Below are 26939 nucleotides of genomic sequence, written 5' to 3' on the forward strand. Positions count from 1 at the left end.
TCATCCTGGTCCCATGAGTGACGACCGCACCGCCCCCGCCCCCGCCGACCCGTCACCGGACGAGCTGGCCGAGCGCCTCTCCGAGGTGTTCGACCTGGTCGGGCCGCTGTACCGGCGGGTGCAGCGCAAGGTGGAGGAGGCGGCACCGATCGAGGGCCTGTCCGTCGGCGTTCGCGCGGTGCTCGATCTGCTGCGCGCCCGGGGGCCCATGACGGTCCCGCAGATGGGCCGGGCCCAGGCGCTCAGCCGCCAGTTCGTGCAGCGCATGGTGAACGACGCGGCACGGCAGGACCTGGTGGAGAGCGTGCCGAACCCGGCGCACCGCCGGTCCTCGCTGATCCGGCTCACCGAGCCGGGCCGGGCGGCGATCGAGGCCGTACGGGCCCGCGAGCACGAGCTGTTGCGCCGGGTGGGCGGCGACCTGACCATGGCGGACGTCGACGCCTGCGTGCGGGTGCTCGGCGCGATGCACGCGCTCTTCGCCGACGTGGACGTGGACTGAGCCCGCCCGGCGCTCACCCGGTGGCGAACTCCCGCAGCCTGTCCTGGGAGCCGTTGAAGATGTCGTGGTCGCCGACCGTCGCGCCGCTGGAGGTGTACTGCCACATCGTGTACGACGTCCAGCCCGCCGGCAGCGGCCCGACCGTGGAGGCGTAGCGCGCGATCCACAGCGGGTTGGTGGCACCGAAGCCGTCGTAGCCGCCGGTGCACTCGGTCCACCAGCTGGTGGCGGTGTAGATGACCGCGTCCCGGCCGGTGCGGGACTTGTAGCGGTTCAGGAAGTCGCGGATCCAGCTGACCATGCCGCTCTGGGACTTGCCGTAACAGGCGTCGCCGTACGGGTTCCACTCGATGTCGAGGGCGCCGGGGAGGGTCTTGGCGTCGTTCGACCAGCCGCCGCCGTGCTGCACGAACCAGTCGGCCTGGGCGGCGCCGCCGGCGGTGTCCGGGGTGGCGAAGTGGTAGGCGCCACGGACCATGCCCAGGTCGAACGAGCCGTCGTACTGCTGGGTGAAGTAGGGGTTGGTGTAGCTCGTCCCCTCCGTGGCCTTGGTGTACGCCCATCTGGTGCCGCTGTCCCACAGCGTCTGCCAGTCGACGTCGCCTTGGTGGCTGGAGACGTCCACGCCCTCGGTCTGGGAGGCGCGGGCCGCCGGGGGCGGGCTGCCGGACTCGCCGTCGTGGGCGAGGACACCGATGCCCATGTAGGCGCTGCCGCGCTCGGGTGCGCCCCCCGACGGCTCGGACGCGGCCGGGGGGCTGGACAGGAACATGAGGAGACCGGTCAGGGCGCCGGTGAGACACAGGCGGGACCGGCCACGGAAAAAGGCCATGAGGCTTCGCACACAGCCCATCCGACCCGGGGCCGGGTCGTCCCGCACCCCGGGTACCGCCCAACGAAGGCTTCCGTGGCCGGTGTTTGACCCATCCGGGTGTCTGTCACCCCTCGATGCGGTGCTGCGTCCAGAAGGAGGTCAGATCCGTGCTCGTGGCGGCCTGGGCCGCCGCCTTGAACTCGGCCGTGGTGGACACGCCGTACCAGTGGGCGCTCGCGTAGTCCTTCAGCAGCTTGGCCATGGCGGTGTCCCCGAGGACGCGCCGCAGGTCGTGCAGGGCGCACTTGCCGTAGCCGTAGACGACGGTGGAGTACCGGGAGGAGTGCGCGTCCCAGTAGCCCATGGAGTTGGTGATCTTCTCGGCGGCGGATGCCCAGGAGACGCTGTTCCAGCAGTTGCTGCCGGTCTTGCCGAGGGCGAGGTCGGTGGCGTAGTCGGTGAACGCCTCGTCCAGCCAGGGACTGGTGTACTCGTCGTCGCCGACGATGCCGTACCACCACTGGTGGCCGATCTCGTGGGTGAGCGCCGTGGTGCTGACCACGTCGAGGACGAAGCCGGGATACTCCATGCCGCCGAACCAGTAGTTGTTGTCGATGACCGCGTCCAGTTCGCCGTACGGATAGGCGCCGAAGCGGGCGGCGTGGGCGTCCACGGCGGTCTTCGCGGTGCTGAGCATCGACTGGGCGCTGGAGGAGCTGATGCCCGAGACGGAGTACACGTTCACCGGGACGCCGGCGGCCGAGGTGCCGGAGATCTTGGTGAAGGGGCCGGCGGCCCAGGCGAAGTCACGGACCTTCGTGGCGGTGGCGGTGGTGACCGTGCGGCCGCTGGAGCCGGGGGTGTCGGTGGAGGTGCCGGTGGCCGGGACCAGCAGGCTGCTGGGGTGGTCGAGGGTGACCTTGAAGTCGGCGGCCAGGGAGTAGAAGGACTCGCCGTTGTTGGTGTACGGGTCCAGGTGCCACCCCGCGCCGTCGCGGACGGCGAGGACGGGCAGGGCGTTGCCTACGAAGCTGAACGCGCCGTCGTGCCCGAAGCGGTCGGCGCCGCTGGGCACGGTGATGCCGAGGTCGAAGCCGATGGTGGCGCTCTGTCCCTGGGCGAGCGGGCTCGGCAGGTCGACCTTCAGGGCGGTGCAGGCGACGGAGAGGGCGCCGGCGGTGCCGCCGGTGACGTTGCCGACCTTGACGGGCATCGCGTCGCAGGTGCCGTGGTAGTTGTCCCACAGCCGCAGGTAGACCTCGCCGAGCGCGGTGGCGGAGGCGTTGGTGAAGGTGACGCTCTCGTGCCCGGTCCAGACGGTGCCGCTGGTGTCGCTGCTCAGGTTCACGGTGTACGCGGGTGCGGCCGGCGTCCGCGTGGCGCCGGTGGGCGGTGGTGTGGTGCCGTCGGCGGTGTCGAGGGCGATGTCGTCCAGGACGAAGCTCGTCTGGAGACTGGAGTCCTCGGTGCCGGTGAAGGACAGGTTCACGGTCTGGCCGGCGAAGGAGGACACGTCGATCGACTTCTTCACGTAGCCGGTGTTCTTGTCCAGGTTCGAGTAGGTGGCCAGCGTGGTGCTGCCGAGCTTGGCCGTGAGCTTGTCGTAGGCGGTCGACGAGGTCGTCTCGGCGGTGTCGATGTGCAGCCAGTAGGTCAGGGTGGCACTGCCGCATCCGGACGGGATCGTCACGCTCTGGCCGAGGGTGTCGGTGTGGGTGCCGCCGACGCCGTCCAGCCAGGCGTACGAGCTGCCGCCGTGGGCGGCCTGCCCCGAGCGGCTGGTGATCACGGTGGAGGAGGACGCGGTCCACGGTGAAGTGCCGCTCTCGAAACCGCCGTTGGCGACCACCTGGGCCGGGGTGCAGGCGGCGGCCGTGGCCGGACCGGCGGTGGCGGGGGTGCCGGGAAGCACGAGGGCGGCCACCGCGACGACGGTGAGCGCACCGGCGCCGAGGACCTTGTGGGGGGTCGGTCTCACACGCTACTCCTTCGTGGCGGCCGGGATTCCGGCCTGCTCTGGGGCCGCCTGGCCGGCTGGGGTGCGCCGGGCGGTCGCGGACGGGGCTTGCGCGATCAGGGTGCCGGGGAGCCCGTCGCCGCGTTCTCGGGTTGGGGCGGCGACTGCCGAAAAGAGTGACAGATTTGACCGGTCCATGCCAGGCCCGGAGGTGTGGGTGCACCCCCAACACGCCGCTGCCGCCCGCCGTTCCACAAACGGCGGGCGGCAGGCGGCCTGTGGATCAGGCGGTCCGCAGCGTCATGAAGACCGCCTGCAGCCGCGCGCCGTCCGGGCCCGGCCAGCCGGCCGCGACGTGGCCGAGGGCGTCCTGGGGCGGCAGGGGCGGGTTCTCGGCGACGGGGGTGAGGACCCGGTGGACGTGCAGGACCGCGCCCCCGGGCACGGGGATGCGGGTGCCGTCCTCGTCGTCGGCCGGCTCGGGCGTGAAGCCGGCCGCCCCGAGCGGCGCGCCGGTCAAGGCGTGGCTCACCTCGTGGTCGGGGGTGTCGGAGATGCTCTGGGCCATCGCCTGGGCGCGGCCCTCGATCAGCGCCAGCAACTCGGTGACCAGCACCGGGTCGTGGCAGCCGTCGTACGCCCAGCGCTTGCCCAGCACCCCGTGCTCCATCGTGCCGATGAGGGCGTGCTCGGCCCCCTCCAGCGGCGCCCCGCGGTAGGTGAGCGCCGCCAGGTAGGCCGTCCGCTCGGGGCTCGCCGTGTCGGTGGCCACCATGAACTCGATGCCGACCTCGCCCTCGGGGTCGTCCAGCCGGAACCCACCGGACTTCTCCAGCACGGGCGCGTCCGTACCGCCCCGGTACCAGGGGCGGGTGGGCAGCCAGTCGGTGAGCAGTTCGAGCTTGGTGGGCTTCAGGGTGGTGTGGTGGATGACGGCCATGCCGGTGGGAACCTCCCTGGTGCGGATGCGGAACCCTGTTCAGCCTTCCACATCCTCGCGCACCGCCGCCCGCCCGGCCCCGAAGGCACCCTCCGGGCAGGCCGTCGCGGTGGCGGCGGCGCGGACGGCGGCCCGACGCCGGGCGGCCGCGGTGTGCAGGTGCCCCGGCCACCGGCACACCGGGCGCTTCGGCGGGAGGATCAGTCCCTGTGGGCCTTTTCGAAGGCGGCGAACGCGGTCTCCAGACGCCACTCGAGGCGGGCCTTCGCGCTCTGCGCGAGCAGGTGCCGGCAGGACGCGCCGCGCACGGGCAGACCCGGGTGCTCGGTCCGGCAGGCCGAGGCCGGCCGGTAGCCCGTGGTGACGGGGTGGTCCTGCCACAGGCTCGCGCCGGGCAGGAAGCCGTACTCCAGGGAGGCGCGGGCCAGGTCCTTCAGCTCGGGGTAGCTCAGGCCGTAGGTGGCGGCCGCGTACTGGTACTCGTGGCTGATGTCGATCCGGGAGACCCCGGGGTCGTCCGTGGCGAGGACGACCGGGACGCCGTAGCGGCGGTAGGTGGTGAAGGGGTGGTCGGCGCCCTTGACGCCGAGGATCTGGGCGTTGCTGGCGAAGGGCACCTCCACGGCCACCTGACGGTCCGCCATGGTGCGCGCGGTGCGCTGCCAGTGGTCCTCGTGGACGAGGTCGACACCGTGCCCGACGCGCTCGGTCCGGGCGACGCCCACGGCCTCCGCGATGTGGAACTTCAGGTCCTCGGGCTTGACCAGCCCGGGCCACAGCTCGCCGGCGTGCAGGGTGACATGGGCCTTCGGGTACTGGGTGCGCAGGTAGCCGACCATGCGCATCTGGAGGCGGTAGTCGCGCAGGGAGCTGTCCCAGTCCTCGGGCTGGACCAGGTTGACGGCGACGAACCGCGGGTCGGCCTCGGCCAGCCGCATCCCGAGGGCCAGCTGGGTGAAGACCCGCTCCGGCGAACCGCCCCTGGACGCCTGCGAGGTCCAGCGGACGGTGAGGTCGCAGCCGGGCCGGGCCTGCGGGGTGCCGCAGCGCTCGGCGGCGCGGAACTCGGCGTCGCCGTCGTCGGCCTCCCTGCGGGCCGCGGCGACCACCCGGTCGAGTTTGCCGTCCGCGACCAGCCTGCGGTGCAGCGCGGCGAGGTCGTCGTCCCAGCCCACCTGTGCGGCGAGGTCCTTCGCGCCCTCGGAGGCGGGGCTGACCATCGTCTCCAGGTAGACCTGGTTGTTGCGTACGACGGTGTCGGCGACCTCGGCGAGCATCCTGCCCCGGTGCCGCCAGGTGACCTCGCCGAACTTGCCGAAGGTGTCGAAGAAGTGGTCGTGTCCGTTCTCGTCGGGCGGGAAGTCCTGCATGGACCAGGCCCGGACCAGCGCGTCGTGGAACGCGCGGTCGGTGCGGGCGTCGGCGGCGGGCCGGGTGCCGGCGCCGCAGGGCGGGGCGACCGCGGTCAGTGTCGCGGTGTCGACGCACAGCCCGTCCTCGGCGGCCAGTTCGATCAGGTACTCCGTGGACACCGCGCCGGAGAGGTGGTTGTGCAGGTCTCCGCCCTTGGGCAGTTCCCGGAAGAACGCGCGCAGGGCCGCGGGCCGGTCGCGCAGGGAGCGCAGACGGGCGTCCGTGCGCGCCTCCGCCACGGTGACCTGCCGGGGCGGAGGCGCGGCGGGCCGGTGCTCCGCCGGTTCCGGCTGGGCGGCGGCGGGCAGGGCGGACAGCAGGGACAGGACGCTGAGGGTGCCGAGTGCGGCCGGAACGGCACGGCGGCGCAGGGCGTTTCGACGTTGCAGACTCACAGGGGGATGATCACGGAAAGATCACAACAGTGTGCGCTGATCCGGTACGTACCGGCCGGAGAGCACCCGACCGGGTGACGCACCGGCGCCCCGCCGGTGCACCCCTGCGCCCGGCGCCGCCCCCTGCCCCTGTTCGGCGGGTTTCGGGAACAGGTCCGCGGCACCGGGGCGTCCGCTCCCCCGGTGCCGCGCGTCCGGCCGGTCAGCCTTCCCGGGTGTCCCGGTCGAGGACGCTGTCCGGGATCCAGGAGCCGTGGATGCCGGCCGTCACCCGGCGGGGCAGGTCGACGGCGGCGACCTGGCCGAGGCCGGCGGCGTCGAGGACGAGCAGGCGGGAGGCGTCCTGCTTGAGGTCGGAGACGACGGTGAGGAGGTAGCCGTCGTCCTCGGCGGTGCCACCCGCGGCGGGTACGAAGACGGCCTCGCTGGGCAGGCGGGCGTCGCCCGTGGGGCGGACCCGGCGGGCGCCGGTCCGCCGGTCGTACTTGACGATGCCGTAGCCGCCGAGGCCGTCCTGGTCGGGGAAGGAGACGGCGTACTGGTAGCGGTGCTCGGCGCCGAGGTAGTCCTCGTTGAGGGTGGGGAACTCGACGGCGAGGTCGTCGATGACGCGCTCGTCGACGGTGCCGGCCGCCAGGTCGATCACCCAGCGGCGGGTGTAGGAGCGGGCGTTGGGCTCGGTCCCGCGGTCCGGGGCGCCGACCCACCAGTTCCAGGAGAGCCGGAAGCCCTCGCGGTCGACGGTGGGGCCCTCCAGCACGATCCGGCCGTGCTCGTCCTCGTAGGCGTTGGCGGCGTGGAGCATGTTGCCGGGCCGGATCGGGAACCAGCGGATGCGGTCCGCCCCGTCGCCGCCGCGCGGCATGACCCCGATGCGGGCGGGCTGGGCGTCGTTCCAGCCGTAGGGGATGCCGGAGTGCTCGTCCGGGTCGAAGGTGACGGTGCCCTCGACGAAGACGACGTGGTGCCGGGTGAGGGCGAAGTCGTGCTTCAGGGAGGCGGTGGCGCCCGGGACCTCGGCGCCGTGCGTGATGTGCCCCCCGGCGTCCGCGACGTAGTACATCAGGTACGGGGGGAACGGCGAGGAGCCGAAGAAGTGCAGCTCGCCGGTGACCGGGTCGGTCTTGGGGTGCGCGGTCATGGCGCTGCGCAGCCTGCCCCCGAAGTCGTAGGCGCCCACGGTCTCCAGCTCGGGGGTCAGCTCGAACGGGAGATTCGCCTCGCACAGCGCCAGCAGGCGGCCGGCGTGTTCGATGACGTGGGTGCCGGCGGTGCTTGCGGTGAGGTCGGGTCCGTGCTCGGTCAGGTAGGGCGCGCCGTCCAGGGCCGGGGTGCGCACCCAGCGGTTGCGGTACCACTCGGCGCGGCCCTCGCGCAGCCGGATGCCGTGGACCATGCCGCTGCCCTTGAACCAGTGGCTGGGCGTGACGCCCGGCTTGGGGTTGTGGCTGTTGCGGACGAGCCGCCCGGTCAGCTCCGGCGGCAGGGTGCCCTCGACCGGGAGCGCGGTGGCGCTGGTCTCGTCGGCGACGGGCTCGTAGTGGCCGGTCAGGTAGGGCTTCGTGCTCATCGTGGTGTCCTCTTCCTTCGTGGAGGTGGCGGGAGAGTGGTGAGGTACTGCCGGTCAGAGCGCCTGCTCGGCGCGGGACTTGAGGGCGCTCAGCCAGGCGTCCAGGGACTGGTGGAGGGCGGTGCGCAGGTCGTCGGGCCGGGCCTCGACGGGTGCTCCGCTCCAGGACTCCTCGGTGCGGACGGTGACCCGGTCGCCGGTCCGCTCGAAGGTCCACACGTGGATGCCGGTGATGCCGGCGGAGGGTCCGCCCCAGACGATCCGCTCGCCGGGGACCAGTTCCCGGACGGTCGAGGTGATGTCCAGGCCGTGGGTGCGCCAGGCGAAGGTGGTGCCGGTCCGCAGCGGGCCGTCCAGCCGGGCCGACTCGACGCCGGGGTTCCAGGCGGGCCAGGCGTCGATGTCGGTGTGCAGTTCCCAGACGGTGGCGAGCGGGGCGTCGATCACGGTGGCCAGCCGGACGATGACGGGGGCGTGTTCGTCGATGGTGTGCATGGCGGGTGTTCCTCTCGGGTGGTGTGGCGGGGGGACCTGTTCAGTGCGCGGACGGACCGGTCCCGGTCCGGGGGACGGTGCTCGGTTCCGTCCCGCGGCGGGCCAGGGCGGGGACGAGAGCTGCGGTCAGGACGAGCAGGGCGGCACAGACGGCGAACGCGGTGCGGTAGCCGGCGGTGAGCGCTTCCGGGTGCGGCCGGCCGGTGGCCGCGCGGGCGGTGACGGAGCCCGCCAGGGTGGTCAGCACGGCCAGTCCGATCGCGCCGCCGACCTGCCGGGTCGTGTTCACCAGCCCGCCGGCCAGTCCGGCGTCGGTTCGGGGGACGCCGGCCACGGCGAGCACCGTGAGCTGGACGAAGGCGGCCCCCAGCCCCAGTCCGATGAGGACCGTCGGTCCGAGGACGTCCACGGCGTAGCTGCCGTCGGCACGGATGCGGGCCAGCCACAGCAGCCCGGCGGCCTCGGTGAGCAGGGCCGCGCCGACGGTGACCGGGGGTCCGAGGCGGCGGGCCAGGCGGGGCGCGAGGGTGGAACCGAGCATGTTGGCCGCCGCCAGGGGAAGTTGGCCCAGGCCGGTGACCAGTGGGCCGTACCCCAGGACCTGTTGCTGGTACAGCGGCAGGAAGAAGAACAGCGCGATCCACACCGAGCCCAGCAGGGCCATCAGGACGTTGCCGGCGGCGACGGTGCCGGTGGCGAGGAGGCGGGGCGGCAGCAGCGGGGCGGGGTGCCGGCGCTCGACGCGGACGAAGGCCACGAGCAGAACGGCCGCGAGGGAGAGGGCGGTGAGCACCTGCGGGGCGCTCCAGCCGGTGCCGCGCGCCGCCGTCAGCCCCCAGACCAGCGCGGTCAGCGCCGAGGTCACGGCGGTCGTGCCCAGGAGGTCGAACCGGCCCGGGGTGCCGCCGGGGACGCGGGGCACGAGGACCGCCACTCCCCCGGCGACCAGGGCGGTGCCGAGCGCGACCGTGTGGAAGATCCAGGGCCAGCCCAGCAGTTGGGTCAGCAGCCCGCCGAGCAGCACTCCGGCCGCCGCACCGGCGCCGGACACCGCTCCCCACACGCCCAGGGCGCGTCCGCGTCCCGGCCCGGGCGGGAAGACGTCCATCACCAGCGCCAGGGCCGCGGGTGCCACCACGGCGGCGCCGGCGCCCTGCACGGCACGGGCGGCTACGAGCAGCGGGGCGGAGGGAGCCAGTCCGGCCGCCAGGGACGCGGCGCCGAAGACGGTGAGGCCCGCCAGCAGGGTCCGGCGGCGCCCGAGCAGGTCGGCCGCCCGCCCACCGGCGAGCAACAGGGCTCCGAAGGCGAGGCCGTAGGCGTTGACGACCCAGGGGGCGACGGTGTCCGGCAGGCTCAGGCCGGACTGGATGCGCGGCAGGGCCACATTGACGACGGAGGTGGCGAGCATGACGGTGAACTGGGCGCCGGCCAGGGCCGCGAGGGCGGCGCGCGGGCGGACGGGACGGGTGCCGGACAGCGGCTTCACGGACGTCTCCTGAGCAGACAGTAGATTGTGTGGTTGACCACTCACTCATGGGGCCGAAGAGAAGGCGAGGTGTCACACCTCGCCTCCCCACGGCGTCCGGGGCCCCGGGTCAGTAGTGCCGCATCCCGGCGGCCAGCGTCCGCGTCCAGGGCGCGTCCACCTCGTCGGCCCCCATCGAGACGATCAGGTGGCAGAGCATGCCCCGCGCGAAGAATTCCTGGACCTGCCCCTCGCCGCCGCCCGAGGCGCCGCGCACGTACTCCACCAGCCGCGCGTACCCCTGCCGTACGGCCTCCCGCACCGCGGGCTCCGACACGGCGGCGGCCTGCGCGTGCAGCTGGATCAGCATCAGGTCGTTGTCGCTGATCAGCCGAGCGTAGGCGTCCCCCATGGCATGGAGCACCGCCTCCGGCGCACTGCCCCGCGCCTGCGCCGCGGCCTGCTCCAGACAGGTCCGCACCTGCACGAAACAGTGCTCGACCACGGCGGTGAAGAGCAGCTCCTTGTTCGGGAAGAGCCGGTAGACGTACGCCTGGGAGATGCCGGCCGCCTTGGCCACCTCGGTGGTGGTGGTACCGAAGTAGCCACGGGCCGCGAAGGCTCCGATCGCCGTCCGCAGGACCGCCTCGCGGCGCTCCTCGGCGGTGGACAACTGGCGGGCCCGTTCCGTCTTCATGTGAGTACTCAACCACTCACACATTCGGGCGTCAAGGGGGGAACGGGGGTGCATGCACGTGGCACGGGCGGGTATTCGCGCTGCGACTTCGTACATCGGCGACCCATCTCGGAGGCGGATCGCATGCTCATGGCACATCCCGCGGTACTGCAGGACCTCATCGCCCAGTACGAGGCCCTTGTCCTGCTCGGGGCCGAGGAGAGCACACCGGAGGCCCGGCAACGGCTCGCGGACATCTCCTACACGCTGTGCGTGGCCACGGGTACCCGGGACGTCGACATGGCCTTGATCGCGGCCCGCCACCGTCTCTCCGGGGCACGGCCGGAGGACGACTCGCTGCTCCAGGCGCTGGAACCCCGGGCCTCCGCACCGGCGGAGCAGGTGCCCGCGGTCTGAACCGGCCCCGCCGCGCGGGCCGTTGCCCGCCCCTCCCCCTCAACTCGTTGCCTCCCGCTTCTGGTCGGCGTGACCTACCGGACGGTATACAGGCCCGGTCGACCGCGCGAGGGCCACTCTCCGGTGCCGCCGCCGCGCGGTGCAGCGCAGTCGAGGGGGAGGCTTCATGGTGAAGGACACGCGTCCGGCGGGCAGTGCGGGAGGCCGGCGGCGGACCGTCGCACTCGGGGCGGCACTGGGCGGCTGCGCCCTGGTCGCCGCCGGCACGGCACCGGCCGCGGCGCACCCGGCCGGGCCGGGCCGCGAGACCGCCTACGTCGCACTCGGCGACTCCTACACCTCGGGGCCCGGCATCCCGCGGCAGGTGGACACCGCCTGCGGACGCTCGGACCACAACTATCCCTCGCTCGTGGCCGCCCGGCGGCAGGTGGCCGCGTTCACGGACGTGAGCTGCGGCGGGGCCACGACCGCCGAGATGTGGCGGGCCCAGGGCGGCAACCCGCCGCAGCTCGACGCCCTGGACCGGCGCACGGACCTGGTGACCGTGCAGATCGGCGGCAACGACATCGGCTTCGGCACCATCATCGGCACCTGCGCCCGCCTGGCCGCCCAGGACCCGGCGGGCAACCCCTGCGAGCGCTCCTACCGCGTCTCCGGCCACGACCAGCTGACCCTCACGATCGCGCGGACCGCGCCGAAGGTCGACCGGGTGCTGCGGGCCGTGCACGCCCGGGCGCCGCACGCCCGGGTGGTCGTGGTCGGCTACCCGGACCTGCTGCCCGACGACGGCAACGGCTGCTTCCCCCAAGTCCCGTTCGCGAAGGGGGACTTCCCCTATCTGCGGGACACCGGGAAGCGGCTGAACCTGATGCTGCGGCTGGTGGCCGCCGTGAACCGCGCCGAGTACGCGGACACCTACGGCCCCACGGTCGGCCACGACATGTGCAAGGCGCCGGCGGACCGCTGGATCGAGCCGCTGCAACCGGCCTCCCCCGCCGCCCCCGCGCACCCCAACGTCAAGGGTGAGGCGGCCATGGCGGAGGCGGTACTGAACCGGCTGGACGCGGGGCGCGGACGGAACTGAGCCGGGGGCGGCCGCCCGGCCCCGGGAGGCCGCCCCGGCGCCCGGTCAGCCGCCGAGCGCGCCCAGGACCACCGCCTGGGCCTCCTCCTGCACCCGGGCGAGGTGCTCGGCGCCGAGGAAGGACTCGGCGTACACCTTGTAGACGTCCTCGGTGCCCGAGGGCCGGGCGGCGAACCAGGCGTTCTCGGTGGTGACCTTGATGCCGCCGATCGCGGCGCCGTTGCCGGGTGCCTCGGTGAGGACGGCCGTGACCGCCTCCCCGGCCAGTGTGTCCGCGGTGACCTGCGCCGGCGACAACTTGCCGAGCAGCGCCTTCTGTTCGCGGGTGGCGGGGGCGTCGATGCGGGCGTAGGCGGGTGCGCCGAAGCGGGCGGTCAGCTCGGCGTAGTGCTCCGAGGGGGTCTTGTCGGTGACGGCCGTGATCTCGGAGGCGAGCAGGGCGAGGATGATGCCGTCCTTGTCGGTGGTCCACACCGAGCCGTCCCGGCGCAGGAAGGACGCGCCGGCGGACTCCTCGCCGCCGAAACCGAGGTCGCCGCCGACCAGTCCGTCCACGAACCACTTGAACCCGACCGGCACCTCGACCAGCCGGCGGCCGAGGTCGGCGGCGACCCGGTCGATCATCGTGGAGGAGACGAGGGTCTTGCCGACGCCCGCGGCGGCCGGCCACTGCGCACGGTGCCGGTAGAGGTAGGAGATGGCGACGGCGAGGTAGTGGTTGGGGTTCATCAGGCCCGCGTCCGGGGTGACGATGCCGTGCCGGTCGGCGTCGGCGTCGTTGCCGGTGGCGATGCGGAACCGGTCGCGCTGCTCGATGAGGGAGGCCATCGCGTACGGCGAGGAGCAGTCCATGCGGATCTGGCCGTCCCAGTCCAGCGTCATGAACCGCCAGGTGGGGTCGGTGTGCGGGTTGACCACTGTCAGGTCGATGCCGTGCTGCTCGGCGATCCGGCCCCAGTAGGCGACGGAGGCGCCGCCGAGCGGGTCGGCCCCGATGCGCACACCGGCCGCGCGGACGGCGTCCAGGTCCAGCACGCTCGGCAGGTCGCCGACGTACGTGCCGAGGAAGTCGTACCGCCGGGTGGTGTCCGCGGCGAGTGCGCGGGCGTACGGCAGCCGGCGTACGTCCTTCAGGCCGCCGGTGATGATCTGGTTGGCGCGGTCCTGGATCCAGGAGGTGGCGTCGGAGGCCGCCGGGCCGCCGCTCGGCGGGTTGTACTTGAAACCGCCGTCGGCGGGCGGGTTGTGCGAGGGGGTGACGACCACGCCGTCGGCGAGGCCGCTGGTGCGGCCCCGGTTGTACGTCAGGATGGCGTGCGAGACGGCGGGCGTGGGCGTGTAGCCGTCCGCGCTGTCGATGAGCACGGTCACCCCGTTGGCGGCGAACACCTCCAGCGCGGTGGCCCTCGCGGGCTCGGACAGCGCGTGGGTGTCGGCGCCCAGGAAGAGGGGCCCGTCGGTGCCCTGGGCCGCCCGGTACTCGCAGATGGCCTGGCTGGTGGCGGCGATGTGGTCCTCGTTGAAGGCGCTCGCCAGGGACGAACCGCGGTGCCCCGAGGTGCCGAACGCCACACGCTGTCCCGGGTCCGCCGGGTCGGGGTGCAGCGTGTAGTACGCCGTGACCAGCCGGGCCACGTCGACAAGGTCCTCGGGACCGGCCGGCCGGCCGGCGCGCTCGTGCGCCATGAGTCCGTTCCTCCGCATCGGTGGGTGGTTCGCTCACCGCCCATCTTTCCTCGTCGGCGGCCGGCCATGCGAGTGCGCCACCAGCCGGAACGCACCGGGGCCGGCGCGGTGGCCCCGCCACCCCCGCCGGCCCCTGCTCCCGCCGCTCCGCGCGGCGGCGGTCAGCCGATGTGGTAGCTGTCCCCGTAGACCTTCCAGTCGAGCGGGGTGTTCAGGTCGAGGTTGCCCTTGCGCAGGAAGACGCGCTGCTCGGTGTCGACGCGGCTGGTGTCGCTGTGCGCCTCCTCCTGCTTCATGGCCCACACCCGCGCGTCCAGGAAGGCGTTGAGGTACGTCGTCTCGTTGCCGCCCTGGGCCGGCGGCTGGGCGCTGCGCAGGGCCCGCTTGCGGATGTTCCGGAAGCTGGTCGGGTCGTCCCCGTCGCCGTGCATGACGAGGGCGTCGTAGTAGATGAACTGGCCCAGCGCGCGCAGCCCGTCCGCCTTGCCCCGGGCGACTGCGGGGTTGAAGTAGACGCGGTCGCGTTCGTCGTTCTGGGCCTGCTGGAAGGCGGTGTCCTGGGCGGCCCTGCGCCAGTCCCCGGGGTAGTTCGGGTCGAGGCCCGCGTGCGAGTCGGTGCCGTTGACCCTGCGCAGGGCGGGCAGGTACTTGGCGAGGACGTTGCCGGGCTTGCGGTCGGTGTAGAGCTGGACGAGGTCGAGCATGTCGCCGGTGCCGGAGCAGAAGCCGATGATGCCGGCGGTGTAGCCGCGGCCGTCGCCGATGTCCTCGATGTACTTGTACTGGGCCTTCCAGTCGAGCGAGGAGTTCTCCGCGCTCGACACCAGCTTCATGGCGATCTCCTTCTTCGCCGGGTCGTCCAGGCCCGGGGCGGCGGCCGAGGCCGTGCCGGCCCGGGAGACGCCGAGAAGGACGCCGGAGCCGACGGCACCGAGCGCGGCGACGACGGCCCGGCGGGAGAGGCGGGCGGGGGCGGCTTTCTCGCGGTCTGCGTACACCACAGGGTGCTCCAAACGGGAGTGGGGGGTGGAGTGTTGAGCATGCACGTACTGGTAGGAAAGTTTCCTATCAAACATGGCCCGGACCGGTAACCACAAGGCGAGAAGTTCGTACGATCGAACAAGCCCGGCGCGGGCCGTTCAGCCGCGCCGCACCTGCTCCCGCTCCCGCTCCTCCGTGAAGGCGTACAGCTCCTGGGACGTGGAGACGAGTTCGCGCATCTCCTCCCGCGAACCGACCATCGGCTGCGAGCCCTTGAGCGGTACCTGGGCGCTCTCCGGCAGGAACCGGACGGTGAGCAGACCGATGGCGCCGGCCAGCATCAGGTAGTAGGCGGGCATCAGGTCGTCGCCGGTGATCTCGACGAGTGCCGCGGTGACCAGCGGGGTGGTGCCCCCGAACGCGGCGACGGCGAAGTTGAAGCCGATGCCCATGGCCGCGTAGCGGACGGCGGTCGGGAACAGGGCGGGCAGGGTGGCCGCGCTGGGTGCGGCGAAGCAGGCCAGCAGGGTGGCCAGGAGCAGCACCCCGAGGATCGGCGGCCAGGTGCCGTCCGCCTTGATCAGCAGGAAGGCGGGGACGGCCAGCACGATCAGCGCCACGGCGGCGACGGCGTAGAGCGGCCGCCGGCCCACTCGGTCGCTCAGCCGGCCGAGGAAGGTGATCAGGACGACGACCCACAGCATGCCGACGAGCACCAGCAGGTCCGCGGAGCTGCTGGAGCGGTGCAGGGTCTCGGTCTGATAGGTCGGCAGATAGCCGGTGACCATGTAGTTGGTGACGTTGTAGAGCAGCACCAGGCCCGTGCAGACGAGCAGGGCCGGCCAGTGGTTGCGGAGGATGTCCTTGAACTCGCTGCCCGCCGACTCCTGCGCCAGGGCCTTCTCGTGGTCGTCGAGCTGCTGCTGGAAGGCCGGGGACTCCTCCAGCTTCATCCGCATGTACAGGCCGATCACGCCGAGCGGTCCGGCGATCAGGAACGGCACGCGCCAGCCCCACGAGAGCATCTGGTCGTCCGTCAGGGCCAGGTTCAGCGCGGTGACCAGCGCCGAGCCGAGGGCGTAGCCGACGAAGGTGCCGAAGTCGAGCCAGCTGGAGAGGAAGCCACGCCGCCGGTCCGGGGAGTACTCGGCGACGAAAGTGGTCGCCCCGCCGTACTCGCCGCCGGTGGAGAAGCCCTGGACCATACGGGCCAGCAGGAGCAGCACCGGCGCGGCGATGCCGATGGTGGCGTAGCCGGGGATGACGCCGATGGCGAAGGTGCCCAGCGCCATCATGATCATGGTGGTCGCGAGCACCTTCTGCCGGCCGATCCGGTCACCGAGCGGTCCGAACACCAGCCCGCCCAGGGGCCGTACGACGAAGGCGGCGGCGAAGGTCGCGAACGAGGAGATGACCTGGGCGGCCGGCGAGGCGCCCGGGAAGAACACCTTGCCGATGGTGGCGGCGAGGTAGCTGTAGACGCCGAAGTCGAACCACTCCATGCAGTTGCCGAGCGCGGAGGCGCCGACGGCGCGCCGCAGCAACGGGGGCTCGACGACCTGGACGTCGTCCGCGCGGAAGGCCCTCCGGTTGCGGCGGAGCCTGCGGGTCAGTTCCTCCCGGACCTGCTGCGGCAGCCCCGCCACCGCGTGCGGTACCCCCGGCCCGCTCCGGGCCTGCCGCCGCGCCCGCCCTCCGGCCCGCTGTTCCCCGCCGGTGCTCGCACCGCTCACGAGCGCCTCCTTCCCTCGCTCCTTGATCACCGCTTGCCCCGGCGGCCGATTAAGAAACGGAACCGCTCAATCCCATCCGGGACTGCGGTTGGACTTGCGCGGCACCGCGGAGCAGGGTGGACGTGCCCGTGCGCACACGCAGGGCCTCCCCTACGGCACCACCCGGAGAACACCCGATGACGTACGTCGCCGACCCCGCTCGCTACGACGGCACCATGCGCTACCGGCGCACCGGCCGTTCCGGACTGGACCTGCCGGTGCTGTCCCTGGGCTACTGGCACAACTTCGGCGACGACCGCCCGTTCGAGACCCAGCGCGAGATCGCGCTGCGCGCCTTCGACCTCGGGATCACGCACCACGACCTGGCCAACAACTACGGCCCGCCGTACGGCGCGGCGGAACTGAACTTCGGCCGGCTGCTGAAGAAGGACCTGGCGCCGTACCGGGACGAGCTGGTGATCTCCACCAAGGCCGGCTGGGACATGTGGCCCGGCCCCTACGGCCAGGGCGGCGGTTCCCGGAAGTACCTGCTCGCCTCGCTGGACCAGTCGCTCGACCGGATGGGCCTGGACTACGTCGACATCTTCTACTCCCACCGGCTGGACGCGAGCACGCCGCTGGAGGAGACCATGGGCGCGCTCGACACCGCCGTCCGCCAGGGCAAGGCCCTGTACGTCGGGATCTCCTCCTACGACGCCGAGCTCACCCGGCAGGCCGCCGCGATCCTGCGCGGCCTCGGCACCCCGCTGCTGATCCACCAGCCGTCGTACAGCATGCTCAACCGCTGGATCGAGACCGACGGCCTGCTGGACGCGGCCCGGGAAGAGGGCTTCGGGGTCATCGGCTTCACGGCGCTCGCCCAGGGGCTGCTCACCGGGCGCTACCTGGACGGCATCCCGCAGGACTCGCGCGCCGCGCGGGGTACGTCCCTGGACGCCTCCTGGCTGACGGACGACCTGCGGGACCGGCTGCGCGCCCTGAACGACATCGCGGCCCGGCGCGGACAGACCCTGGCCCAGCTGGCGCTGGCCTGGGCGCTGCGGGACGAGCGGGTGACCTCGCTGGTCATCGGCGCCTCCCGGGTCGAGCAGCTGGAGCAGAACGTCGCCGCGCTGGAGAACCCGGACTTCACCGACGAGGAGCTGGCCGAGATCGACCGGTACGCCACGGAGGGCGGCGTGGACCTGTGGCGGGATGCCCGGCTGGGCACCCTCGACTAGGTCACCGGAATGTGACCCGCGCCACAGACGGATGTGAAAAGTAGGACATAATGGAAGCCATTCGGACACCGTTGTCATCCTCCTCTTCGCGACACCTGCGCACTTCCAAGGAGCCGCTCACCGCATGGCGCACGGAGCCCACCGCACCCCCCTCCTGCCTCCCCACCCCGACCTGAGGCTCGCCCGCGACTGCGAGCAGTGCCTCGGGTGGGGCACCGTCGTCACCCGCGACGGTGAACACGAGCTGTGCCACATCTGCCAGCCCGACGCCGCCGACAGCGAGAACCCGGGATTCCGCGACGCGTAACGCTCCGCCCCCTGCCCGCCCGACCCCTCCCTCGCACGACCATTCGCCAAGGCAGGGTTCGGTAAAGGTTTCATCAATAAACGTCACCGGCTACTGGGCGGCCCGCCGCGCGGGCATCTCGCGCCGGTGGCGGGCCGGCGGCACCCTGGTCGCCCGCGGCGAGTTCTCCATCGTCATCGCGGGACTCGCCGTCACCTCGGGCATCGACTCCGACCTCGACCCGCTGGCCACCGCCTACATGCTGCTCCTCGTCGTCCTCGGCCCGCTGACCGCCCGGTACACCGAGCCGCTCGCCCGGCGGCTGACCGGCCACCGGAACCGGCGTACGGCACCGGCGACCGAGACCGGACCGGACGCCGTCACGCCCGGCCAGACCCCCGCCGCCCGTCCCTGACCGCCGCAGCCGTACGGTGGAGGCATGTCCCCACCCCTTCCGGGGCCGCTGGCGGATCTGGCGCCGCTGCTCGGCCACTACGGCTACTGGGCCGTGGGGGCCGTGATCTTCGTGGAGGACTTCGGCGTCCCCGCCCCCGGCGAGACGATCCTCCTCGCCGCGGGGGTGTACGCCGGTGCGGACCGCCTCGACGTGGTGGCCGTGGCGGTCACCGCCTTCGTCGCGGCCGTCGCCGGGGACAACGTCGGCTATCTGATCGGCCGGGCCGGCGGGCGCGCCTTCGTGCACCGGTGGGGCCGGTACGTCTTTCTGACCCCGAAGCGGTTCGAGGCAGCCGAGCAGTTCTCCGCCCGGCACGGCGGCAAGATGGTGACGGTGGCCCGGTTCGTCGAGGGCCTGCGCCAGGCCAACGGCATCATCGCGGGCACGACCGGCATGCGCTGGCGCCGCTTCCTCGCCTTCAACGCCCTCGGCGCGGCCCTCTGGGTCGGCCTGTGGACCACCCTGGCCTACCTGGCGGGCAGCCACATCACCGCGGTGTACGAGGAGATCAGCCGCTACCGGCCGTACGTCCTGCTCGCCCTCGCTCTCGCCGTCGCGGCGTTCCTCGGACGGCACCTCGTACGACGGCGCCACCGGCGCTGAGGGGAACGCCCGGCGCGCACACGGCGGCGGGCCCCGGCCGGAGCCGGGGCCCGTTCCGCCAGGCGGGGTGCCGCGCCTACCAGCGGTACCAGCGGCCGCGCCGGCCTCCGGTGCCGGCCGGGCGGACGACGAAGCCCACGAGCCACAGCACGAGCACGATGACCGCGATCCACCAGAGGGCCTTCAGGGCGAAGCCCGCGCCGAAGAGAATCAGGGCCAGCAGGAGAACCAACAGCAAAGGAACCATGGTCATGCACCTCCGCAACGGCGGGTGCCCGTAAATTCCGCGGTCAGGCCTGACGGCTTCCGGCGGACGGCGCCGGGCAGCGGATGGCGGACGACGGGTTTGGACGCCGGTGGAACGGCAATCCGGATGTCGACCACAGACGGCTCAGACGTGGGGATGTGACACGCAATGGCTGGCAGCAAGAAGGCCAAGGGCAAGGCCGAGCAGGCCAAGGGCCGGCTCAAGGAAGCCGCGGGCCGCGCCGTCGGGAACGAGCGCCTGGAGGCCGAGGGCCGTATGGAAGGTGCTCGCGGGGACGCCCGGCAGGCCAAGGAGAAGACCAAGGACGTCTTCAAGCACTGAGGCGTTGGCCGATTCGACTGCGGAACGGGTCCGGAAACCAGCGGAAGCTGGTTTCCGGACCCGTTCCGCAGTGCGTCCGGCGCTCGGGGCGCCCTCGGCAACGGCACCCGCCGCCGCGGCCGACCCGCCCCTCAGCAGGGGTTCGTGCGCATCCGGAGGATTCCCCGTGCACGTCCCCTTGACCCGCGGCCCAGCGGGTAGCCGAGCAGGGACGGTACGACCCTTTGTGCACAGGAAGGGCCCCTGTCCCCAGAGGAAAAGGGCAACGAGGTATGGACATCCCGCTCAGGACCCACGCGACGACGCAGGACCGCCCCGCGTCCCTGCGCTACAGCCGCACCTGGGCCGCCGGCGTCTCCGCCATCGCCGAGGCCAGAGACGCCGTCGCCGCCCTGCTTGACCGCGCCCGGCCTCTGCCCGGGCGACGGCCGGTGCAGGATGCCCAGCTCGTCGTGAGCGAACTGGTCACCAACGCGGCCAAGCACGCGCCGGGCCCCTGCGCCCTGCGCCTGGAGCTGCTGCCCGACGCGACCGCCCTGCGCATCACCGTCACGGACACCTCGCCGGAGCCGCCGCAGCGCCGCCCGCCCGATCCCCGGCGGGTCGGCGGCCACGGCCTGCATCTCGTCGCGATGCTCTCCCGCGGCCTGGAGGTGACCTGGCTGTCCCGCGGAAAGCGGGTCAGCGCGACCGTGCCGCTCGGCCCCGCGACGGCCGGCTGAGCCGCCCGGGCCGGGCGGCTCAGCCGGCCGACCCCCGGGCTCTCAGTCGACCCGGATGCCGACGATGCACGTGTCGTCGTCGGTGTCCGACCTGCTGTAGGTGAGCAGCCGGTCCAGTTGCTGGTCCAGGGTGCTGGGCGCCGCCCGCGCCGTGTCCAGCAGATGGGACAGGGACTCCTCCACCGAGCGGTCCCGGCGCTCGATCAGGCCGTCGGTGTACATCAGCAGGGTGTCGCCCGCGGCCAGCTGCAGCTCCGTCTCCTCGTAACGCGCCTCGGGCACGGCGCCCAGCAGCAGCCCCCGTACCGCGGGCAGCGCGGTCGCGTCCGCCTCCCGCACCAGGACCGGCGGCAGATGGCCCGCCCGCGCCCAGCGCAGGGTGCGCCGCTCGCTGTCGTACAGGCCGCACACGGCGGTCGCGGTGACGGCGCCCGTCAGATGGTGGGCGACGATGTTCAGCCAGGACAGCAGCTGTGCCGGGCCGGCGCCGGTCACCGCGAGGCCGCGCAGCGCGTTGCGCAGGACGACCATGCTGGTCGCCGCCTCTATGCCGTGCCCGGCGACGTCGCCGACACACAGCAGGACCAGTCCGGAGGGCAGCACGACGGCGTCGTACCAGTCGCCGCCGACCAGGTGCTCGGTCTCGGCGGGCCGGTAGCGCACCGCCACCTGGAGGCCGGACACCAGCAGCGGGGCCTGGGCCGGGGGCATGATGGCGTGCTGGAGCTGGAGGGCCAGCCGGTTGCGTTCCACGGCCTGCTGCTCGGTGTGGGCGAGCTGGTCGCGGGTGGCGGCGAGGGCGACCTCGGTCCAGTGCTGGGCGGAGATGTCCTGGTAGGCGCCGCGCACCCCGAAGAGCTGGCCCTCGGTGTCGAGTACGGGTTCGGCGACCACCCGGGTGTGCCGGGTCACCCCGTCCGGGCGCAGCAGCCGGAAGGCGGCCGAGGCGGGCCGGCGGTGGTGCAACAGGGTGCGCAGGAAGCGGCCCAGGGTGACGGAGTCGTCGGGGTGGGCGTGGGCCGGCAGGTCCTGCAGGGCGACCGGGGGGCTGGTGGTCGGGCGGCCGTACAGGCTGAACAGCTGGCCGTTCCAGGTGATCTCGCCGGTGAGCAGGTTCTCCTCGAAGCCGCCGATCCGGCCGAGCCGCTGGGCGTGCTGGAGCAGGCTGGCCAGGCGTGCCGTCTCGTCCTCGATGCGCCAGATCAGCAGCACGCTCGTGCCGTGCCGGCTGATGCTGATGTCGGCGACGGCGGACAGCGGCACCTGGTCGACCAGGGCGGTCAGCCGCATCCGGCGGGCGCGGAACGGCTCGCCGGTGGCGTAGACCCGTTCCACCCGCTGGAACAGTTCGCTGTCGCCGGCGGCCATCGGGTAGGCCTCCAGCAGCAGGGCGCCGCCCACGACGGCCCGCGGCCGGCCCGCCGGGTCGAGGAAGTGGTTGTTGACGTGCTGGATGCGGAAGTCGACCAACCGCCCGGAGTCGTCCAGGTGCGGCACGAGCACCAGGGCCGGGTCGTGCAGCCCGTCCGCGAGGTCCATCAGCTCGACCACGTCGGGCAGCAGCCCCGGCTCCGGTCCGGTCCCGGACGGCGGAACGAAGGTCTCCAAGGTGTGCGCGCACAGCTCGGCGAGGGCCTCCACCTGCCGGACCACCGGGCGCGGCAGCGGATCCTCCGGCTTGGGCCAGGCGATCTCCAGCACGCCGTGGATCCGGCCGCCCGTCCCGGCGGGCACGGCGATCCGCGCGCCGTCGGCGTACTCGCGCCGGCCGACCGTGGGCAGGCCGGACTCGGCGAGCGAGGGCAGCCACTGGCCGTCCGGCTCGGTCAGTCCGCGCCGGGCCACCGTGGCGACGTCGGGCGGGACGTAGCGCCAGCGGGCCGCCTCGCCCGGCGGGAAACCGGCGCTGCCCGCGAGGGTGAGTGAGCCGTCCGAGCCGGCCGCCCAGATGGCCACGGCGACCGCGCCCAGCGGGCGCAGGGCGTGTTCGAGCAGCGAGTCGGCCATGGCCTGGGTGTCGTGCGCGGCGGCCAGTACGCCGCTCTCGGCGGCGCGCAGCCGTACGGCGGCGGACTCGGTGACGGTTCCTGACTCGTCCGTCGCGGCGGACAGGAACGCCTGGGTGACTTCCGCGACGCGGTCCCGGGCCGCTTGGTTGATGACCTCGACCGCGAACTCCAGCGGGGTCATCCGCGCCTGTTCGGTCAGTTCGGCGAGCTGGCGGGCGGCCTGGGCGGGGCCGCAGCCGAGGCGTTCGACCAGGATGCCCTTGGCCAGTTCGACCAGCGCCCTGCCCTCCGCCTCGGCCTGCGCCGCCCGGACCTCGCGCCGCAGCCGTTCCACGGTGGCGGCGAGCCGGCCCACCGAGGAGGTGGCGGGCACGCCGGGCGAGGCCGCGTCGGTGGCGGGCAGTGGGGTGGACACGCCGGGCGAGGCCGCGTCGGCGGCGGGGAGTCGGGCGGGCACGCCGACCGGCGTGCCCGGTTCATGGGTGTTCACCGGGTCGGTACTCCTCGGCCTGCAGTGGGGCGGGCGCGCTGTGCCGGGCTCATACGGGGAGCCAGCGCCGGACACAGGCGATGAGGGCGTGGGTGTCGACCGGCTTCGTGACGTAGTCACTGGCCCCGGAGGCGAGGCTCTTCTCCCGGTCGCCCTGCATCGCCTTGGCGGTCACGGCGATGATCGGCAGGTCGGCGTACTGCGGCATTCTGCGGATCTCGGCGGTGGCCGTGTACCCGTCCATCTCCGGCATCATCACATCCATCAGGACGAGTTCGACGTCCGGGTTGTTCACCAGTGTGTCGATGCCCTTGCGGCCGTTCTCGGCGTGCAGGACGCGGAAGCCGTGCAGTTCGAGGATGCCGCTGAGCGCGAACAGGTTCCGGGCGTCGTCGTCGACGACGAGGACGGTACGGCCACGGGTGTGCTCGTCGATCGGCTGGGGTGCGGCGTGCTGGGGTTCGTCCGCGCGGACCAGGGTGAGCACCTCGCCGGGTTCCTCGGCGGCCAGGTGCAGCGCGATCCGCTCGCGCAGTTCGTCCAGGCTGTACAGGTACTCCGGCGAACCGCCCACGGCGTCCTCGGCGAGGGGCTCGGTGCGGTGCGAGACGTGCACCAGCACCGGGACGCCGGCCAGGGCCGAGTCACCGCGCAGGGCCTCCAGGAAGCGGGCCGACTCCTCGTCGGGCATGCCGAGTTCCACGACGACGCAGTGGCAGGGCTCGGCGGCGAGTGCGCCGGCCGCCTCCTGGGCGCCGACCGCAGTGATGATGTCGACGGGCGTGCCGACGCCGTCGGTGCGGCCGTGTTCCAGGTCCTTGACCACGCTCTCGGCGACCAGGGTCAGCAGCCCGCGCGGGCGTTCCTCCACGACGAGAAGGCGACGTGCGCGCTGCCGGCCGGCCACGGCCGGCGGCCGTCCCTCGGTGAGGGCGGGTCCGGGCGTGCTGTCGGTGCGTTCCTGATCGGTCGACGGGCCGGGGTGGGCACCGCCCGGGTGGTCGCCGAAGTCCGGCCGGGCCACGGGCAGGAAGAGGGTGAAGGTACTGCCCTTGCCGGGGGTGCTGTCGACGGTGACGGCACCGCCGAGCAGGTGCGCCATCTCCCGGGTGATGGACAGGCCGAGCCCGGTGCCGCCGTACTTGCGGCTCATGGTGCCGTCCGCCTGCTGGAAGGCGCCGAAGATGGTCTCCAGCTGCTGTTCGGGGATACCGATGCCGCTGTCCTTCACCCGGAACGCGACGACCGCGCCGCCCCGCACCACGCTGGCGGGCACCTCGTCGTCGGAGGCGGGTTCGACACGCAGTTCCACACCGCCCTGTTCGGTGAACTTCACCGCGTTGGACAGCAGGTTGCGCAGGATCTGCCGGAGGCGGGAGTCGTCGGTGAGCAGGTCGGCGGGGGCGCCGGCGGCGGTCGTGACGGCGAAGTCCAGGCTCTTCTGCGAGGTCATCGGCCGGAAGGTGGCCTCGACGTAGTCGATCAGCTGCCGCAGCGGGACCCGTTCCGGCGTCACGTCCATCTTGCCGGCCTCGACCTTGGACAGGTCCAGGATGTCGTTGATGAGCTGGAGCAGGTCGGAGCCGGCCGAGTGGATGATGCCCGCGTACTCGACCTGCTTGGGGGTGAGGTTGCGGGAGGGGTTCTGGGCCAGCAACTGGGCGAGGATGAGCAGGCTGTTGAGCGGGGTGCGCAGCTCGTGGCTCATGTTGGCGAGGAACTCGGACTTGTACTTGGAGGCGAGCGACAACTGCTGGGCGCGCGCCTCCAGTTCCTGCCGGGCCTGCTCGATCTGGAGGTTCTTCGCCTCGATGTCCCGGTTCTGCTCGGCCAGCAGCGAGGCCTTCTCCTCCAGTTCGGCGTTGGAGCGCTGGAGTTCCTCCTGGCGGGCCTGCAACTCGGCCGAACGGGACTGCAGTTCGCTGGTGAGACGCTGCGACTCCTCCAGCAGCTCGTCGGTGCGGGCGTTGGCGACGATGGTGTTGACGTTCACCCCGATGGTGTCCACCAGCTGCTGGAGGAAGTCCCGCTGGACGGGGGTGAAGGGGCTGACGGAGGCCAGCTCGATCACGCCGAGGACCTGCTCCTCGAAGACGATGGGCAGCAGCAACAGGGCGGTGGGCTCGACGTGTCCGAGCCCGGAGGAGATGGTGACGTACCCGGCCGGCAGTTCGTCCACCGCGATGGTGCGGCGGCTGCGGGCGGCCTGGCCGACCAGGGAGCGGCCGAACGGGATGCGGACGGGCCGGGTGTCCTCCTCGGGCCGGCCGTAGGAGCCGACGAGCCGCAGCTCGGGCCCGGACGCGCCGTCCTCGGCGAGGTAGAAGGCGCCGTACTGGGCGGACACCTGCGGCACCAGTTCGTCCATGATGAGTTCGGCGACGACGGGCAGGTCGCGGTGGCCCTGCATGAGCCCGGAGATCCGGGCGAGGTTGGTTTTGAGCCAGTCCTGTTCCTGGTTGGCCAGGGTGGTCTCGCGCAGCGACTCCACCATGGAGTTGATGTTGTCCTTGAGGTCGGCGACCTCGCCGGAGGCGTCGACGGTGATCGACCGGGTCAGGTCGCCCTCGGCGACCGCGCTGGCCACGTCGGCGATGGCGCGGACCTGCCGGGTGAGGTTGCCGGCGAGTTCGTTGACGTTCTCGGTGAGCCGCTTCCAGGTGCCGGAGACGCCCTCCACCTCGGCCTGGCCGCCGAGCCGGCCCTCGGTGCCCACCTCACGGGCGACTCGCGTCACCTCGTCGGCGAACGCGGAGAGCTGGTCGACCATCGTGTTGATGGTGGTCTTCAGTTCGAGGATCTCGCCGCGGGCGTCGACGTCGATCTTCTTCGACAGGTCGCCCTTGGCCACGGCCGTGGTGACCAGCGCGATGTTGCGGACCTGGCCGGTGAGGTTGTTGGCCATGGAGTTGACGTTGTCGGTGAGGTCCTTCCAGGTGCCGGCCACGTGCGGCACGTGTGCCTGCCCGCCGAGCCGGCCCTCCGTCCCCACCTCCCGGGCCACCCGGGTCACCTCGTCGGCGAACGCGGAGAGCGTGTCGACCATGGTGTTGATGACGTCGGCGAGGGCGGCGACCTCACCCTTGGCCTCGACGGTGATCTTCTGGGAGAGGTCGCCCTTGGCCACGGCGGTGGCGACCTGGGCGATGGAGCGGACCTGGCCGGTGAGGTTGGAGGCCATCACGTTGACGTTGTCGGTGAGGTCCTTCCAGGTGCCGGCGACCCCGCGGACCTGTGCCTGACCGCCGAGCCGGCCCTCGGTACCCACCTCGCGGGCCACCCGGGTCACCTCGTCGGCGAACGCCGACAGCTGGTCCACCATCGTGTTGATGGTGTTCTTCAGCTCCAGGATCTCCCCGCGCGCGTCCACCGTGATCTTCTGCGACAGATCACCCTGCGCCACCGCGGTGGCCACCTGGGCCACATTGCGCACCTGGGCCGTCAGGTTCCCGGCCATGAAGTTCACCGAGTCCGTCAGGTCCCGCCAGGTGCCCTTGACGCCCTTGACGTCCGCCTGACCGCCGAGCCGGCCCTCGGTACCCACCTCACGGGCGACTCTTGTCACCTCGTCGGCGAACGCGGAGAGCTGGTCGACCATCGTGTTGATGGTGCTCTTCAGCTCCAGGATCTCCCCGCGCGCGTCCACCGTGATCTTCTGCGACAGATCACCCTGCGCCACCGCGGTCGTCACCTGGGCCACATTGCGCACCTGGGCCGTCAGGTTCCCGGCCATGAAGTTCACCGAGTCCGTCAGGTCCCGCCAGACCCCGGCGACCCCCGGCACCTGGGCCTGTCCGCCGAGCCGGCCCTCGGTACCCACCTCACGGGCCACCCGGGTCACCTCGTCGGCGAACGCCGACAGCTGGTCCACCATCGTGTTGACGGTTTCCTTCAGCTGGAGGATCTCGCCCCGCGCGGGCACGTCGATCTTCTGGGACAGGTCGCCCTTGGCCACGGCGGTGGCGACCTGCGCGATGTCGCGGACCTGGGTGGTCAGGTTGCCCGCCATCGCGTTGACGGAGTCCGTCAGGTCGGCCCAGGTGCCGGAGACGCCCGGTACCTGTGCCTGTCCGCCGAGGGTGCCCTCGGTGCCCACCTCGCGGGCCACCCGGGTGACTTCGGAGGTGAACACGGACAACTGGTCGACCATGCCGTTGAAGACGGTGGCGATGTCGCCCATCAGCCCGCTGGAGTCGTCCGGCAGCCGGGTACCGAAGTCCCCGTCGCGCACCGCGGTCAGCCCCGCGAGCAGTCTTCTCAGTTCGTGGTCCCCCGGGACCGTGTCGGTCGTCCCGGTCGCCTTGCCGGCCATGCGCACCCTCGATCCGCTCCCCAAGAGTCCTCACCCCGAGGACTCGGAACCGCGGCCGGGGAGCGTCCTGCAGCCCGACCGTTGGCGTGTGCATTTCCGCAGTTCACGGATCTGCATGAT

General features: G+C 72.5%; 22 protein-coding genes and 1 pseudogene. 9 read left to right on the plus strand and 14 right to left on the minus strand.

Going from position 1 to position 26939, the window contains the following annotated elements:
• The first annotated feature begins 13 nt into the window (after positions 1-13).
• Positions 14-502 carry a MarR family winged helix-turn-helix transcriptional regulator gene (locus S1361_RS02455; RefSeq protein WP_208030193.1) on the plus strand — a complete coding sequence of 163 codons (489 nt, stop codon included), beginning with the start codon at positions 14-16 and terminating at the stop codon, positions 500-502.
• Between the two features lie 13 nt (positions 503-515).
• Here the strand turns inward: S1361_RS02455 and S1361_RS02460 are convergent, their stop codons facing one another.
• From S1361_RS02460 to S1361_RS02495, 8 genes are all read right to left on the minus strand, one after another.
• A complete protein-coding gene (locus S1361_RS02460) occupies positions 516-1334 on the minus strand; it encodes a lysozyme (protein WP_425086580.1) in 819 nt (272 codons plus the stop codon).
• Positions 1335-1440: 106 nt separating this feature from the next.
• Entirely contained in the window at positions 1441-3294 is a 1854-nt protein-coding gene (locus S1361_RS02465; RefSeq protein WP_208030195.1) for a M1 family aminopeptidase, read from the minus strand.
• A gap of 262 nt (positions 3295-3556) precedes the next feature.
• Positions 3557-4213, minus strand: a complete 657-nt coding sequence (locus tag S1361_RS02470) for a maltokinase N-terminal cap-like domain-containing protein (RefSeq protein WP_208030196.1) — start codon at positions 4211-4213, stop codon at positions 3557-3559.
• A 200-nt stretch (positions 4214-4413) separates the two neighbouring features.
• Complete coding sequence (locus S1361_RS02475) at positions 4414-6021, minus strand: adenosine deaminase family protein (protein ID WP_208030197.1); 1608 nt, start codon at positions 6019-6021, stop codon at positions 4414-4416.
• A gap of 202 nt (positions 6022-6223) precedes the next feature.
• Complete coding sequence (locus S1361_RS02480; RefSeq protein WP_208030198.1) at positions 6224-7591, minus strand: carotenoid oxygenase family protein; 1368 nt, start codon at positions 7589-7591, stop codon at positions 6224-6226.
• Between the two features lie 54 nt (positions 7592-7645).
• Positions 7646-8086 (minus strand): SRPBCC family protein, encoded by a 441-nt coding sequence (locus S1361_RS02485; RefSeq protein ID WP_208030199.1) that lies wholly within the window; start codon positions 8084-8086, stop codon positions 7646-7648.
• 40 nt (positions 8087-8126) lie between these two features.
• A complete protein-coding gene (locus S1361_RS02490; RefSeq protein WP_243769048.1) occupies positions 8127-9575 on the minus strand; it encodes an MFS transporter in 1449 nt (482 codons plus the stop codon).
• A gap of 109 nt (positions 9576-9684) precedes the next feature.
• Positions 9685-10251: a TetR/AcrR family transcriptional regulator gene (locus S1361_RS02495; RefSeq protein ID WP_208030200.1), complete on the minus strand. Its 567-nt coding sequence runs from the start codon at positions 10249-10251 to the stop codon at positions 9685-9687.
• Positions 10252-10374: 123 nt separating this feature from the next.
• On the opposite strand from S1361_RS02495, the gene S1361_RS02500 reads away from it, so the two are divergent.
• Positions 10375-10647 (plus strand): DUF5133 domain-containing protein, encoded by a 273-nt coding sequence (locus S1361_RS02500; RefSeq protein WP_208030201.1) that lies wholly within the window; start codon positions 10375-10377, stop codon positions 10645-10647.
• A gap of 166 nt (positions 10648-10813) precedes the next feature.
• Positions 10814-11731 (plus strand): SGNH/GDSL hydrolase family protein, encoded by a 918-nt coding sequence (locus tag S1361_RS02505; protein WP_208030202.1) that lies wholly within the window; start codon positions 10814-10816, stop codon positions 11729-11731.
• Positions 11732-11776: 45 nt separating this feature from the next.
• Here the strand turns inward: S1361_RS02505 and pgm are convergent, their stop codons facing one another.
• The 3 genes from pgm to proP all read right to left on the minus strand — a co-directional run bounded on the left by pgm (position 11777) and on the right by proP (position 16131).
• A complete protein-coding gene (gene pgm / locus S1361_RS02510; protein ID WP_208030203.1) occupies positions 11777-13417 on the minus strand; it encodes a phosphoglucomutase (alpha-D-glucose-1,6-bisphosphate-dependent) in 1641 nt (546 codons plus the stop codon).
• 161 nt (positions 13418-13578) lie between these two features.
• Positions 13579-14418 (minus strand): chitosanase, encoded by an 840-nt coding sequence (locus S1361_RS02515; protein ID WP_208030204.1) that lies wholly within the window; start codon positions 14416-14418, stop codon positions 13579-13581.
• Between the two features lie 138 nt (positions 14419-14556).
• Positions 14557-16131 carry a glycine betaine/L-proline transporter ProP gene (proP, locus tag S1361_RS02520; protein WP_425086581.1) on the minus strand — a complete coding sequence of 525 codons (1575 nt, stop codon included), beginning with the start codon at positions 16129-16131 and terminating at the stop codon, positions 14557-14559.
• 176 nt (positions 16132-16307) lie between these two features.
• Here proP and mgrA point away from each other — a divergent pair, with 176 nt between their 5' ends.
• The 4 genes and pseudogenes from mgrA (at position 16308) to S1361_RS02540 (ending at position 18697) form a co-directional block, all read left to right on the plus strand.
• Positions 16308-17351, plus strand: coding sequence for an L-glyceraldehyde 3-phosphate reductase (gene mgrA / locus S1361_RS02525; protein WP_208030205.1), 1044 nt, complete (start codon positions 16308-16310; stop codon positions 17349-17351).
• Between the two features lie 124 nt (positions 17352-17475).
• Positions 17476-17658: a hypothetical protein gene (locus S1361_RS02530; protein WP_208030206.1), complete on the plus strand. Its 183-nt coding sequence runs from the start codon at positions 17476-17478 to the stop codon at positions 17656-17658.
• An 85-nt stretch (positions 17659-17743) separates the two neighbouring features.
• A pseudogene (locus S1361_RS02535) lies at positions 17744-18052 on the plus strand (cation:proton antiporter); the annotation flags it as partial.
• Positions 18053-18076: 24 nt separating this feature from the next.
• The gene (locus S1361_RS02540; RefSeq protein WP_208030207.1) at positions 18077-18697 is read left to right on the plus strand and encodes a DedA family protein; all 621 of its coding nucleotides are present in this window, start codon (positions 18077-18079) and stop codon (positions 18695-18697) included.
• Between the two features lie 76 nt (positions 18698-18773).
• On the opposite strand, the gene S1361_RS02545 is transcribed toward S1361_RS02540, so the two are convergent.
• A complete protein-coding gene (locus S1361_RS02545) occupies positions 18774-18944 on the minus strand; it encodes a hydrophobic protein (protein ID WP_184972054.1) in 171 nt (56 codons plus the stop codon).
• Between the two features lie 168 nt (positions 18945-19112).
• Between S1361_RS02545 and S1361_RS02550 the strand changes: the two genes are divergently transcribed.
• Both S1361_RS02550 and S1361_RS02555 read left to right on the plus strand, forming a co-directional pair.
• A complete protein-coding gene (locus tag S1361_RS02550) occupies positions 19113-19286 on the plus strand; it encodes a CsbD family protein (protein ID WP_208030208.1) in 174 nt (57 codons plus the stop codon).
• A gap of 272 nt (positions 19287-19558) precedes the next feature.
• Entirely contained in the window at positions 19559-20008 is a 450-nt protein-coding gene (locus S1361_RS02555) for an ATP-binding protein (RefSeq protein WP_208030209.1), read from the plus strand.
• Between the two features lie 42 nt (positions 20009-20050).
• On the opposite strand, the gene S1361_RS02560 is transcribed toward S1361_RS02555, so the two are convergent.
• The gene (locus tag S1361_RS02560; RefSeq protein ID WP_208030210.1) at positions 20051-22507 is read right to left on the minus strand and encodes a SpoIIE family protein phosphatase; all 2457 of its coding nucleotides are present in this window, start codon (positions 22505-22507) and stop codon (positions 20051-20053) included.
• A gap of 49 nt (positions 22508-22556) precedes the next feature.
• On the minus strand, positions 22557-26819 hold the full coding sequence (locus S1361_RS02565) for a HAMP domain-containing protein (protein ID WP_208030211.1): 4263 nt from the start codon (positions 26817-26819) through the stop codon (positions 22557-22559).
• Between the last annotated feature and the right edge of the window lie 120 nt (positions 26820-26939).

The organism is Streptomyces cyanogenus, from assembly GCF_017526105.1.
Lineage (GTDB): Bacteria > Actinomycetota > Actinomycetes > Streptomycetales > Streptomycetaceae > Streptomyces > Streptomyces cyanogenus.